This window comes from Pseudomonas sp. S3E17 (genome assembly GCF_024168685.1).
In the GTDB taxonomy this organism is placed as follows: Bacteria; Pseudomonadota; Gammaproteobacteria; order Pseudomonadales; family Pseudomonadaceae; genus Aquipseudomonas; species Aquipseudomonas marginalis.
Genome location: NZ_JALJWE010000001.1, coordinates 1,994,207 through 2,006,971, shown reverse-complemented (window position 1 = coordinate 2,006,971; position 12,765 = coordinate 1,994,207). Strand labels below are relative to the sequence as shown.

Genomic DNA, 12,765 nt, shown 5'->3' with positions numbered 1-12,765 from the left:
GGAGCCCCCATGCAACTGGTCTGCCCGGCAGGCAACCTGCCTGCGCTTAAAGCCGCGGTGCGCCAAGGCGCCGATGCGGTGTATGTCGGTTTTCGCGATGACACCAATGCCCGGCATTTCGCCGGGTTGAACATGGACGACAAACAGTTCGACGGTGCCGTCGCCTTTATTCGCCAGCACCAGCGCAAGCTGTACGTGGCGGTCAACACCTACCCGCAACCGAAGATCTGGGCGCGTTGGCAACGCGCCGTCGACCGCGCGGCGGACCACGGCGTGGACGCCCTGATCGCCGCCGACCCCGGTGTGCTCGACTACGCCAGCCGTCAGCATCCGCACATGGCCTTGCACCTCTCGGTACAGGGCTCGGCCACCCACGCGGCGGCGCTGAAGTTCTATGCCGAACGCTATGGCATTCGCCGTGCGGTGTTGCCCCGTGTGCTGTCCCTGGCCCAGGTCAAACAGGTGGCGGCTAGCAGCCCGGTGCCCATCGAAGTGTTCGGTTTTGGCAGCCTGTGCATCATGGCCGAGGGGCGTTGCCACTTGTCTTCCTACATCACCGGCGAGTCGCCCAACCTTTGCGGCGTGTGCTCGCCGGCCAAGGCGGTGCGCTGGAGCGAAGACGCCGAGGGCTTGAGCGCGCGCCTGAGCGACGTGCTGATCGACCGCTACACCCCCGACGAACCCGCCGGCTACCCGACCCTGTGCAAGGGCCGTTTCCTGGTCGGCGGCAAGCGCTTCCATGCCCTCGAAGAACCCACCAGCCTCGACACCCTCGACCTGCTGCCGGAGCTCAGCACCATCGGCGTCGAAGCGGTCAAGATCGAAGGCCGGCAACGCAGCCCGGCGTATGTGGAACAAGTCACCCGGGTCTGGCGCGCCGCGCTCGACGCCCACCGCAGCGCACCGGCCAGCTTTGTGGTCAAGGACCAATGGCGCCAGGTGCTGGCCGGGTTATCCGAAGGCAGCCAGACCACACTCGGCGCCTACCATCGTGCATGGCAGTGAGGAGACACAGATGAAACTCAGCCTGGGACCGGTGCTGTTTTATTGGGATAAGGAACACCTGGGGCGCTTCTACTCGGACATGGCCGGCTTGCCCCTGGACGTGATTTACCTGGGCGAAACCGTGTGTGCCAAGCGCCGCGCGTTTTCCCTGGACCGTTGGTTAGGCCTGGGCCGGGAGCTGCAAACCTGCAGCTCGGCGCAGATCGTGTTGTCGAGCCTGACCTTGATCGAAGCCGCCTCCGAACTGTCGAGCCTGCGCCGCCTGTGCGACAACGGCGAGTGGCTGGTGGAGGCCAATGACATGGGCGCGGTGCAGATGCTGATCGAGCGCAAATTGCCCTTTGTCGGCGGCCCGGCGCTCAACCTCTACAACGGTCACGCCCTGGTGCAACTGCTCGACGCCGGCATGCAGCGCTGGGTGCCGCCGGTGGAGTGCTCCCAGGGCCTGATCGCCGACGTGCTGGAGCAGGTGCGCGAATTGGGCCGGCCGTTACCCGAAGTGGAGATCTTCGCCTACGGCCATTTGCCCCTGGCCTACTCGGCGCGTTGCTTCACCGCCCGCGCGGAAAACCGCCCGAAGGACGATTGCCAGTTCTGCTGCATCAACTACCCCGATGGCATGGCACTGACCAGCCAGGAAGGGCAGGCGTTGTTCACCTTGAATGGCATCCAGACCATGTCTGCCGACGTTACCAACCTGCTGGCCGATTACCCCGGCCTGGTGTCCAGCGGCGCCAACCTGTTGCGCCTGAGCCCCCGGGCCGAGGGCATGGTCGAGGTGGTACGTGCCTACGACCAGGTACGCCAGGGCGCTACGCCGCCGCTGTATGTCGAAGGCTGCAACGGCTATTGGCACGGCCAGGCGGGTATGTTGCGGGTTGAGGAGGTGGGCCTGTGCTGAGTCGTAAACCATGGCTGCTCAAGGGTGCCGACCGGTTGTTGCCGTTGATCCGCCGTGTGCCGTTTGGCGTACAGCGCCTGGTCTTGCAGCAAGCCCTCAACCGCTGCCTGGCCGAACCCCTGGGCGACGGCGGGTTTGACCTGCTGCGCGGGCGTTGGCTGTGTTTGCGTATTCCTGACCTGGGGTTGTGCTGGTACCTGACCCTGGGGCGGGATGGGTTGCGGATTGCGCAAAAGGCTGAGGCGCAGGTCAGCATCAGTGGTAATTGGCGGGAGTTTCTGTTGCTGGCCAGCCGCCAGGAAGATCCGGATACGTTGTTCTTTCGCCGCCGGTTGGTGATTGAGGGGGATACGGAATTGGGGCTGGGGTTGAAGAATCTGATCGACAGTTTGGACCCGGATGTGTTGCCGCCCTGGTTGTGGCGGAATCTGGAGCGGGCGGGGCGGGCGTCAGCGGTTCATAGCGGGCACTGATCAGCCGGCCTGATAGCCCATCAACTGTTCTTCGCAGAGGATTCGAATGGTGCGCCGCTGCACCTCGATCAACCCGCCTTCCACCAGCCGGTGCAGGATCCTTGAAAAGGTCTCCGGCTGGATCCCCAGCTTCGACGCCACCAGGCGCTTGGGCACTTGCAGCACCACCTCGCCACTCAGTGCATCGCGCTCCTGGAACAGGAAGTTGATCACCCGGCGGCTGGCGTTGGCCAGGGTCAGGGTGTCGATGTCCTTGAGGCGCTGATGCAGGTGGATGCTCATGCTGGCCAGGATCGCCAGGCAGATTTTCGGCTGGTCTTCCAGGGCCCGGCGGTAGTGCTGGCCTTCGATGCTGACCAGCACACTGTCCTTGAGCGCGGTGGCACTCACCGGATAGGCCTTGGCCTGGGTGAACAGCAGCGCTTCGGCAAAGGTCTGGCCGGGCTGGATGATTTCCACCAGGTGTTCCTGGCCTTCGCCCGTAACCCGATGCAGCTTGATCTGGCCGCTGACCAGCAGGAAGAAACGCTCGGCCGCGTCACCCTGGTGCATCAACGGCGCATGGCCGGGCAGGTGCTTGAGGTTGGCCAGGGTGCAGACGTCCTGGAAGGTTTTTTCCGGGAGCTGGCTGAACAGGTGATGGCGACGCAGGGTGAGCACGATGTGGGGATGGGTGAGCATGGTTGGGCCTCCGCAATGGGCTAGCGTAGAGGGCTTGGGGCGGGGTTGATATGCCTCTGTGGGGGTACCTCTTGCGGGGTTTGTGTAAACAATGTGGGGGGGCTTGCCCCCGATGAGCAAGGGTATCTACACAACTTTTTCAGACCCTGACAAATCTCCCTGTGGTGAGCGGGCTTGCCCCGCGCTGGGCTGCGTAGCAGCCCCAGTCCAGAACAATGCGGTGTATCAGACACTCTGTAGACACTGGTTTTGGGGCTGCTACGCAGCCCAGCGCGGGACAAGCCCGCTCACCACAAAAGCCCTATCTGCCGCGCGTTCAGCGTTGAGCCAGCGTTGTGTAGATAGCCATGCCCCGATAAGGGTGTGCCAGTTGACGCATCCGTGGCTGACCCTCTTCAATCGGGAGCAAGTCGAATCGTCGCACCGCCCCTCCCACATTGGGATATGCATCAAACAGCCTCACCCCGCTTGCCGCAAATGCTCCATCGCCCAGACCGCCGCCTCCACCCGCGACCGCAACCCCAGCTTATGCAGCAGATTCTTCACATGCACCTTCACCGTGCCCTCGGTAATCCCCAATTTGTGCCCGATTACCTTGTTGCTGTGCCCACTGGCAATCGTCCTCAGCACCTGGCGTTCGCGCTCGGTCAACTCCACCGCTGCATGGGGCTGCGGCGAGCGCAGGGCCTGGGCCAGGACGCGGGTCAGGCCGGGGCTGATGACCAGCGCGCCATGCAACGCATCGCGGATGTACTGGATCAACAACTCCGGCTCCATGTCCTTGAGCAGATAGCCATTGGCATCCAGGCGCAGCGCATCGCGGATGTCGTCCTCGGCGTCGGACACGGTAAACAGCAGCACCTTGCCGGCATAGTTCATGGCCCGCAGGCGGCGCAGGGTTTCCAGGCCGTTCATGTGCGGCATGTTGTTGTCCAGCAGCACCAGGTCCGGTTGCAGCCCGTCGATCTGGTCCAGGGCTTCCTGGCCGTTGCCGGCTTCGCCGACCACTTGCAGGTCGTCTTCCAGCTCAAGCATCTGGCGCATGCCGTGGCGCATCATCGGGTGATCGTCGACCAGCAGGATACGGTGGCGGGTGAGGGTGTTCATGAGGCGGTGCCTTGTAGGGAGTGGCCGAGAAATTCCGGTTGGAAACGCAATTGCACGCGGGTGCCCTGGGGCTCGCGGGGGCTGATGTCGAGGCGGCCATGCAGACTGCGGGCGCGCTCGTCCATGATGGTCAGGCCGTGGTGTTCGCGGGTGTCGACCTCACCGCAGAAGCCCCGGCCGTCGTCCTCGATGCTCAGGCTCACGGTCTCGCCTTCCTGGCGCAGTTGCAGCCAGGCGTTTTGCGCATGGGCATGGCGCAGGCAATTGGACAGGGCCTCGCGGGTGACCTGCAACAAGTGGATCTGTTCGCTGGCCGACAGCTGGAAGGCCAGGGCGTCCACATGCAGATGCACCTGGAACTCCCCACGCCGCGAGAACTCCTCGGCGGTGTCCTGCAGCTCCTGCACCAGCCCGGCATCGTGGATTTGCAGGCGGAAGGTGGTGAGCAATTCGCGCAGTTGGCGGTAGGCGTTGTTCAGCCCGTCGCGCAGTTCGGCGGTGACGGTGGCCAGGGTTTCCACCGGTTCGCCACGGCGGATCAGGGTTTGCATGCGGCTGACCTGCAGCTTCATGTAGGACAGCGCCTGGGCCAGGGAATCGTGCAGTTCCCGGGCGATGATGGTGCGTTCGTCGAGCAGCAGCAGGCGGTGGTCCTGTTCGCGCTGGCGCTTGAGCGACAGCGAGGTGCCGATCAGGTTGGCCAGGGCCTGGATCAACTGTTTCTCCCAGTCCTGGGGCGCATGGCCGTCGAGGAAGTGCGCCTTGAGTTCGCCCAGTTCCGAGCCCTGGTTGCTGATGCTGAATACCTGGGGGAGCGCCACTTTCTGTTTTTGGCACGTTGCGCAATCACCGATGGCGCAGACGTTGCGGCTATCCCCTCCATTCAAGGAGAGCATCTGCTGGGCCGGCGCCAGGAAGTGCCCTTGCAGGCACAGCGACAGGCGCAGCCCCGGCAGGCGTTTCTGGAAGCGCCGGATCAGTTCATCCAGGCCCTCGGCGTTCGCCAGGCGCGTGGCCAGGCTGCGGCTGCTCTGGTAAAGCAGCTCCAGGGCAGCGTTGGCTTGTTGCAGGTTGAGGGTTTTCTGCCGCACCTGGCTCTCGAGGGTGCGGTGGGAGTGTTCAATGGTTTCGGCCATGGTGTTGAAGCTCAGGGCGAGTTGCCCCAACTCGTCTTCGGAGCGGTGATTGACCCGAGTCTTGAAGTCGCCGTCACGAAAGCGCCGGGTCGCGTGCACCAGTTCTTCCAGCGGGTTGACCACCCCGTACTGCAATTCATACAGGCCGATCAGCAGGATGATCAGCGTGCTGAACAGTGCCAGGCCCTGGATGCCTTGCTGCCAGCCCTGTTTCTGTTCGCTGTGTTGTTGCAGGAGGCTGACGAATTGGTTCAGTTGCTCGACGAACCCCGGTGCGCTGGCCTGGAACAGCACCGCGTCGCCGCGTGCCAGCGCCGGGCGCAGATCGGTGTCCCAGCGCTGCTGGATCTGTTGGTAGCTCTGCAGCAGGGCGCTGCGCGGGCCGTCCTCGAGCACCGCCTTGAGCGATTGGCTGTCGAGGCGCCCTTGCAGGCTGTGGGTGATGGCGTCGATCTCGTCGGCAGGCGCACCGGCCGCCAGTTTCCAGCTCAGGTGGTAGGTCTCCATGCGCACCGAGCCGGCGGTGTTGATGGCGGCCGCGTCGCCCTGGCTGAACCAGGCGATCAGGCCGGCGCTCAAGGAACTGGCGAGGGCGAGGATGGCGATCAGGATCACCGCCAGCCCGGCGCGAGCGGGCAGGGAGCTGCGCAGCCAGTTAAACATGGCGGCGTGATCGAAGGGGGTTGAGAGCCTGCATGGCGGCACCTGCAAAGGGAAAAGGGCTGAGAAACCGCAATCCCTGGCGCACTACCTCTAAAGAGTTGCCGGCAAACCCTCCCACGGGAAAACGCCGGCACAAGAGACCAATCCATTGATAAATAAAGACTTTATCTTGTTGTTAGGACTACCTCCTTAGAGGTATGTGGGGCCAGCATAGCCCCATACCCTCCAGGCGGACGTTGACCTGGGTCAAGTTCCACGGGGGTGTCGCCCCTAACCTGCGCCCATGGAATCACTTTCTGGAGCGCATACCGTGACTCAACCCCGTATGAGACAAGGCCTGGTGCTGGGCATGAGCACCCTGGCCTTCACCGTCTGCTTTATGGTGTGGATGATGTTCGCCGTGCTGGGCGTACCCATCAAAGAGCTGTTGCAACTCAACGAAACCCAGTTCGGCCTGCTGGCCGCCACGCCGGTGTTGACCGGTTCCCTGGTGCGCCTGCCCCTGGGCCTGCTGACTGACCGCTTCGGCGGGCGCATCGTGTTCTTCCTGTTGATGCTCGCCTGCGTGCTGCCGCTGTACCTGATCACCTACGCCACCGCCTATTGGCAGTTCCTGGTGCTGGGCCTGTTCGTCGGCCTGGCCGGCGGTTCGTTTTCGGTGGGCATCGCCTACGTGGCCAAGTGGTTCGACAAAGACAACCAGGGCTTTGCCATGGGCGTGTTCGGCGCCGGCAACGCGGGCGCCGCCGTCACCAAGTTCCTGGCCCCGGCGCTGATCGCCCTCGGCACCTGGCACCTGGTGCCCAAGGTGTTCGGCGCGATCCTGTTTATCACCGCGCTGCTGTTCTGGTTCCTCACCAGCGAGAACAAGGCCCACCGCAGTGCCGGCGGCGCCACCCTGCGCCAGCAGTTGCTGTGCCTGAAAGACCCGGCCGTGTGGCGCTACTGCCAGTACTACTCGATTGTGTTCGGCGGCTATGTGGCCCTGGCGCTGTGGATGACCAAGTACTACGTGCAGGAATACGGCTTCAGCCTGCAAAGCGCCGCGTTGCTGGCCGCGTGTTTCTCCCTGCCCGGCGGCGTGCTGCGTGCGGTGGGCGGCTGGATGTCCGACCGCTGGAGCGCCCAGAGCGTGACCTGGTGGGTGCTGTGGGTGAGCTGGATCTGCCTGTTCCTGCTCAGCTACCCGCAGACCCAATTGCAGGTGCAGACCGTCAACGGTCCCCTGGATTTCCATATCGGCCTCAACGCCACCCTGTTCACCGTGCTGCTGTTCGTGATGGGCATCGCCTTCGCGTTCGGCAAGGCCTCGGTGTTCAAGTACATCGCCAATGACTACCCACAGAACATGGGCGCGGTGTCCGGCATCGTCGGCCTGGCCGGTGGCCTGGGCGGCTTTGTGCTGCCGATCCTGTTTGGCGCCCTGGTGGACCTCACCGGCGTGCGCTCGTCCTGCTTCATGTTGATGTACGGCGTGGTCTGGGTGTCCCTGACCTGGATGTACTTCAGCGAAATGCGCAAGCAACCGCTGTTGGGCAAAACCGCCCAACCTCTCCAAGGAGAATGAACATGTCCATCGCGCAAAAGCCCGGCTCGGGGCCGGTGATCCACGACTGGCGCCCTGAAGACCCGGCGTTCTGGGGCGCCAGCGGCAAGAAGACCGCGACCCGCAACCTGTGGATCTCGATCCCTGCGCTGTTGCTGGCCTTCGCCGTGTGGATGGTGTGGAGCACGGTGATCGTGCGCCTGAACGCCATCGGCTTTACGTTCACCACCGACCAGTTGTTCTGGCTGGCGGCGTTGCCGGGTCTGTCCGGTGCCACCTTGCGGGTGTTCTACTCGTTCATGGTGCCGATCTTCGGCGGCCGCCGCTGGACCGCCCTGAGCACCGCGTCGCTGCTGCTGCCGTCGCTGTGGATGGGCTTTGCGGTGCAAGACCCCAGCACCCCCTACAGCGTGTTTGTACTGATCGCGCTGCTGTGCGGTTTCGGTGGCGGCAACTTCGCCTCGAGCATGTCCAATATCAGCTTCTTCTACCCCAAGTCGCAGCAAGGCACGGCCCTGGGCCTGAACGCCGGCCTCGGCAACCTGGGGGTGTCGGTGATGCAGTTCTGCGTGCCGCTGGTGATCACGTTCGGCGTGTTCGGCCTGGTGGGCGGCCAACCGCAGACCTTGGCGGATGGCAGTCAACTCTGGTTGCAGAACGCCGGTTTCATCTGGGTGCCGTTTATCCTCACCGTCACCGTGGCGGCCTGGTTCGGCATGAATGACCTGTCCAGCGCCCGCGCTTCGTTCAGCGAGCAGGCGGTGATCTTCAAGCGCAAGCACAACTGGCTGATGTGCTGGTTGTACCTGGCGACTTTCGGCTCATTCATCGGCTTTTCGGCGGCGTTCCCGCTGCTGATCAAGACCTCGTTCCCCGATGTGGTGGCGCTGAAATTCGCCTTCCTCGGCCCGCTGGTCGGTGCCCTGGTACGCCCACTCGGCGGCTGGCTGGCGGACAAGCTGGGCGGCGCACGGGTGACCTTGTGGAACTTCGTGCTGATGATCGTGATGGTGTTCGGCGTGCTGCACTTTTTGCCGCAGAACGGGCAGGGCGGTAGCTTCTACGGTTTCCTCGGCATGTTCATGCTGCTGTTCATCACCACCGGCGTCGGCAACGGCTCCACCTTCCGCATGATCCCGGTGATCTTCCGCACCCTGCACGAGAAGGCCAGTGCCGGTAAATCCGCCGCCGAGCGCGAGCAGGCGATCAAGAATGCCGGCAAGGAATCCGCCGCCGTGCTGGGCTTCAGCTCGGCCATGGGCGCCTTCGGTGCGTTCTTCATTCCCAAGTCCTTCGGCACGTCCATGGCCGCCACTGGCAGCCCGGCGATGGCCTTCTACATGTTTGTCGGTTTCTACCTGAGCTGCATCGTCGTGACCTGGTGGTGGTACGCCCGCAAAGGCTGCGCCACACCCTGCTGATCGACCACGAATTCGCGGGGCAACGCACCCCACGGCACGCCTGATGAGGAAAGCATCATGAGTCACCTATTGGATCAACTGCGGTTCTTCAACCGCAAGCAAAACGAATTCTCCGACGGTCACGGCGAGACCCGCAAGGAGTCCCGCGACTGGGAAAACGTCTACCGCTCGCGCTGGCAGTACGACAAGATCGTGCGCTCCACCCACGGCGTGAACTGCACCGGCTCGTGCTCGTGGAAGATCTACGTGAAGAACGGCCTGATCACCTGGGAAACCCAGCAGACCGACTACCCGCGCACCCGCAACGACCTGCCCAACCATGAGCCGCGCGGCTGCCCGCGGGGTGCCAGCTACAGCTGGTACATCTACAGCGCCAATCGCCTCAAGTACCCGAAGATCCGCAAGCCGCTGCTCAAGTTGTGGCGTGAGGCGCGCCAGACCCTGTCGCCGGTGGAGGCGTGGGCGAGCATCGTCGAGGACAAGGTCAAGGCCGACTCCTACAAGAGCAAACGCGGCATGGGCGGTTTCATTCGCTCGAACTGGGAGGAGGTCAACGAGATCATCGCCGCCTCCAACGTCTACACCATCAAGCAATACGGCCCGGACCGCATCGTCGGCTTCTCGCCGATCCCGGCCATGTCCATGGTCAGCTACGCGGCGGGTTCGCGTTACCTGTCGCTGATCGGCGGCGTGTGCCTGAGCTTCTACGACTGGTACTGCGACCTGCCACCGGCCTCGCCGATGGTGTGGGGCGAGCAGACCGACGTGCCCGAATCGGCCGACTGGTACAACTCCAACTACATCATCGCCTGGGGTTCCAACGTCCCGCAGACCCGTACCCCGGACGCGCACTTCTTCACCGAGGTGCGCTACAAGGGCACCAAGACCGTGGCCATCACCCCGGACTATTCGGAAGTGGCCAAGCTCACCGACCTGTGGCTCAACCCCAAGCAGGGCACCGACGCCGCGTTGGCCCAGGCCTTCAACCATGTGATCTTCAAGGAATTTCACCTGGATAAACCGAGCGCCTACTTCACCGACTACGCCAAGCGCTTTACCGACTTGCCGGTGCTGGTGATGCTCAAGCCGATGACCGGGTTCGCGCCCGGCGCCGGCTTCCAGCCCGATCGCTTCCTGCGTGCCTCGGACCTCACCGGCAACCTCGGCCAGGACAACAACCCGGAATGGAAAACCATCGCCCTCGACGAAAGCGGTGAACTGGTGTCGCCACAAGGGTCCATCGGCTACCGCTGGGGTGAGAAGGGCAAGTGGAACATCCTCGCCAAGGAGGGCGGTGAAGGCCGCGCCATCGACCTGAAACTCAGCCTGATCGGTGACGACATCGCCGAAGTGGCCTTCCCGTATTTTGCCGGCGAAGCCCACGAGCACTTCCAGCACGTGGCCGGCGATGCCGTGCAGTTCCGCCGCGTGCCGGTGCACAGCGTGACCCTGGCCGACGGCAGCGTGGCCAAGGTGGCGACGGTGTTCGACTTGTCCGCCGCCAACCTGGCCATCGACCGTGGCCTGGGCGGCCAGAACGTGGCCAGGGACTACGACGACGCCAGCGTGCCAGGCACCCCGGCGTGGCAGGAAGCGATCACCGGCGTCAGCCGCGAGAAAGCCATCCAGATCGCCCGTGAGTTCGCCGACAACGCCGACAAGACCAAGGGCCGCTCGATGATCATCGTCGGCGCGGCGATGAACCACTGGTACCACATGGACATGAACTACCGCGGGCTGATCAATATGCTCATGCTCTGCGGTTGCGTCGGCCAGACCGGCGGCGGTTGGGCCCACTACGTCGGCCAGGAAAAACTGCGCCCCCAATGCGGCTGGCTGCCCCTGGCCTTCGGCCTCGACTGGAACCGCCCGCCACGCCAGATGAACGGCACCAGCTTCTTCTACGGCCACAGCTCGCAATGGCGCCACGAGAAGATGAGCATGCACGACGTGCTCTCGCCCCTGGCCGACAAGTCGCAATTCCCGGAACACGCCCTGGACTACAACATCCGCGCCGAACGCGCCGGCTGGTTGCCGAGTGCGCCACAGCTCAACACCAACCCGCTGCACATTTGCCGTGACGCCGCTGCAGCCGGCATGACGCCGAAAGACTACGTGGTCAAGTCCTGGCAGGACGGCAGCCTGCGCTTCGCCTGCGAACAGCCGGACAGCCCGGTGAACTTCCCGCGCAACATGTTTATCTGGCGCTCCAACCTGCTCGGTTCCTCGGGCAAGGGCCATGAGTACATGCTCAAGTACCTGTTGGGCACCAAGAACGGCGTGATGAACGAAGACATCGGCCACAGCACCGAATGCAAGCCCACCGAGGCCGAATGGGTCGAAGACGGCGCCATCGGCAAGCTCGACCTGGTGACCACCCTCGACTTCCGCATGTCCTCCACCTGCGTGTATTCCGACATCGTCTTGCCGACTGCCACCTGGTACGAAAAAGACGACATGAACACCTCGGACATGCACCCGTTCATTCACCCGTTGTCGGCGGCCATCGACCCCGCGTGGGAGTCGCGTTCCGACTGGGAAATCTACAAGGGCATCGCCAAGGCGTTCTCGGCCATGTCGGTCGGCCACCTGGGCGTGGAGCAAGACCTGGTTACAGTCCCGTTGATGCACGACAGCGTCGGCGAACTGGCCCAGCCGTTTGGCGGCACCGACTGGAAAAGCGCCGGTGTGGCGCCGGTTCCGGGCAAGAACGCGCCGAACATGGCGGTGGTGGAACGCGACTACCCGAACATCTACAAGCAGTTCTCGTCCCTGGGCCCGATGCTGGAAAAACTCGGCAACGGCGGCAAGGGCATCAACTGGAACACCGATGAAGAAGTCGAGTTCCTCGGCGAGCTGAACCATCACGAAAGCGATGCAGGCATCAGCCACGGCCGGCCGAAAATCGACACGGCCATCGACGCCGCCGAAGTGATCCTGTCCCTGGCCCCGGAAACCAACGGCAAGGTCGCCTTGAAAGCCTGGGCCGCGCTGTCGGAATTCACTGGCATCGACCATAGCCACCTGGCGATCTCCAAGGCCCACGAAGCGATTCGCTTCCGCGACATCCAGGCGCAGCCGCGCAAGATCATCTCCAGCCCGACCTGGTCCGGCCTGGAAGACGAGCACGTGAGCTACAACGCCGGCTACACCAACGTGCATGAAAACATCCCATGGCGCACCATCACCGGCCGCCAGCAGTTCTACCAGGATCACCCGTGGATGCAGGCGTTCGGCGAGCAGCTGATGAGCTACCGGCCACCGGTCAACACCCGCACCATCGAAGGGGTGAAGGGCAAGCGCAGCAATGGCGAGACCGAGATCGTGCTGAACTGGATCACCCCGCACCAGAAGTGGGGCATCCACAGCACCTACAGCGACAACCTGCTGATGCTCACCCTGAGCCGTGGCGGACCGATCGTGTGGCTCTCGGAAATCGACGCCAAGCGCGCCGGCATCGAAGACAACGACTGGATCGAATGCTTCAACGTCAACGGCGCATTGACCGCCCGTGCGGTGGTCAGCCAGCGCGTCAAGGAAGGCATGGTGATGATGTACCACGCCCAGGAACGCATCGTGAACGTGCCGGGTTCGGAGACCACCAAGACCCGTGGCGGCCACCACAACTCGGTGACCCGCGTGGTGCTCAAGCCGACCCACATGATCGGCGGCTATGCCCAGCAGGCCTACGGTTTCAACTACTACGGCACGGTCGGTTGCAACCGCGATGAGTTTGTCGTGGTGCGCAAGATGGCCAAGGTCGACTGGCTCGATGGCTCCAGCGGTGATGATTTGCCGCGCCCATTGCCGACTGACATCGAGGAGAACTGAG

At 63.6% G+C, this 12,765-nt stretch carries 9 protein-coding genes; 6 read left to right on the top strand and 3 right to left on the bottom strand.

Going from position 1 to position 12,765, the window contains the following annotated elements; translation table 11 throughout:
* Positions 1-9: 9 nt before the first annotated feature.
* From J3D60_RS08510 to J3D60_RS08500, 3 genes are read left to right on the top strand one after another with little or no spacing between them, the layout of a single operon-like run.
* The gene (locus tag J3D60_RS08510) at positions 10-1,005 is read left to right on the top strand and encodes a peptidase U32 family protein (protein WP_253490902.1); all 996 of its coding nucleotides are present in this window, start codon (positions 10-12) and stop codon (positions 1,003-1,005) included.
* Between the two features lie 10 nt (positions 1,006-1,015).
* Positions 1,016-1,906, top strand: coding sequence for a U32 family peptidase (locus J3D60_RS08505; RefSeq protein ID WP_253490900.1), 891 nt, complete (start codon positions 1,016-1,018; stop codon positions 1,904-1,906).
* Positions 1,900-2,379, top strand: coding sequence for an SCP2 domain-containing protein (locus tag J3D60_RS08500; RefSeq protein WP_065941890.1), 480 nt, complete (start codon positions 1,900-1,902; stop codon positions 2,377-2,379). The genes J3D60_RS08505 and J3D60_RS08500 overlap by 7 nt, the downstream gene beginning before the upstream one ends.
* Here J3D60_RS08500 and J3D60_RS08495 read toward each other — a convergent pair whose 3' ends face one another.
* The 3 genes from J3D60_RS08495 to J3D60_RS08485 all read right to left on the bottom strand — a co-directional run bounded on the left by J3D60_RS08495 (position 2,380) and on the right by J3D60_RS08485 (position 5,966).
* Positions 2,380-3,060: a Crp/Fnr family transcriptional regulator gene (locus J3D60_RS08495; RefSeq protein ID WP_253490898.1), complete on the bottom strand. Its 681-nt coding sequence runs from the start codon at positions 3,058-3,060 to the stop codon at positions 2,380-2,382.
* Between the two features lie 459 nt (positions 3,061-3,519).
* Entirely contained in the window at positions 3,520-4,167 is a 648-nt protein-coding gene (gene narL, locus J3D60_RS08490) for a two-component system response regulator NarL (RefSeq protein WP_027607179.1), read from the bottom strand.
* Positions 4,164-5,966 carry a HAMP domain-containing protein gene (locus J3D60_RS08485; protein ID WP_065941891.1) on the bottom strand — a complete coding sequence of 601 codons (1,803 nt, stop codon included), beginning with the start codon at positions 5,964-5,966 and terminating at the stop codon, positions 4,164-4,166. The genes narL and J3D60_RS08485 overlap by 4 nt, the downstream gene beginning before the upstream one ends.
* 310 nt (positions 5,967-6,276) lie before the next feature.
* Here J3D60_RS08485 and J3D60_RS08480 point away from each other — a divergent pair, with 310 nt between their 5' ends.
* From J3D60_RS08480 to J3D60_RS08470, 3 genes are read left to right on the top strand one after another with little or no spacing between them, the layout of a single operon-like run.
* Positions 6,277-7,533 (top strand): nitrate/nitrite transporter, encoded by a 1,257-nt coding sequence (locus tag J3D60_RS08480; RefSeq protein WP_253490895.1) that lies wholly within the window; start codon positions 6,277-6,279, stop codon positions 7,531-7,533.
* 2 nt (positions 7,534-7,535) lie between these two features.
* Positions 7,536-8,933: a NarK family nitrate/nitrite MFS transporter gene (locus J3D60_RS08475; RefSeq protein WP_065941892.1), complete on the top strand. Its 1,398-nt coding sequence runs from the start codon at positions 7,536-7,538 to the stop codon at positions 8,931-8,933.
* A gap of 57 nt (positions 8,934-8,990) precedes the next feature.
* The gene (locus J3D60_RS08470) at positions 8,991-12,764 is read left to right on the top strand and encodes a nitrate reductase subunit alpha (protein WP_253490893.1); all 3,774 of its coding nucleotides are present in this window, start codon (positions 8,991-8,993) and stop codon (positions 12,762-12,764) included.
* Position 12,765 lies beyond the last annotated feature (1 nt).

What these genes read in the sequence shown, in the direction of transcription:
- J3D60_RS08470 (WP_253490893.1), top strand. Translation starts at nt 8,991, where the DNA reads ATGAGTCACCTATTGGATCAACTGCGGTTCTTCAACCGCAAGCAAAAC.
- J3D60_RS08495 (WP_253490898.1), bottom strand. Translation starts at nt 3,060, where the DNA reads ATGCTCACCCATCCCCACATCGTGCTCACCCTGCGTCGCCATCACCTG.
- J3D60_RS08475 (WP_065941892.1), top strand. Translation starts at nt 7,536, where the DNA reads ATGTCCATCGCGCAAAAGCCCGGCTCGGGGCCGGTGATCCACGACTGG.
- J3D60_RS08510 (WP_253490902.1), top strand. Translation starts at nt 10, where the DNA reads ATGCAACTGGTCTGCCCGGCAGGCAACCTGCCTGCGCTTAAAGCCGCG.
- J3D60_RS08505 (WP_253490900.1), top strand. Translation starts at nt 1,016, where the DNA reads ATGAAACTCAGCCTGGGACCGGTGCTGTTTTATTGGGATAAGGAACAC.
- narL (WP_027607179.1), bottom strand. Translation starts at nt 4,167, where the DNA reads ATGAACACCCTCACCCGCCACCGTATCCTGCTGGTCGACGATCACCCG.
- J3D60_RS08485 (WP_065941891.1), bottom strand. Translation starts at nt 5,966, where the DNA reads ATGTTTAACTGGCTGCGCAGCTCCCTGCCCGCTCGCGCCGGGCTGGCG.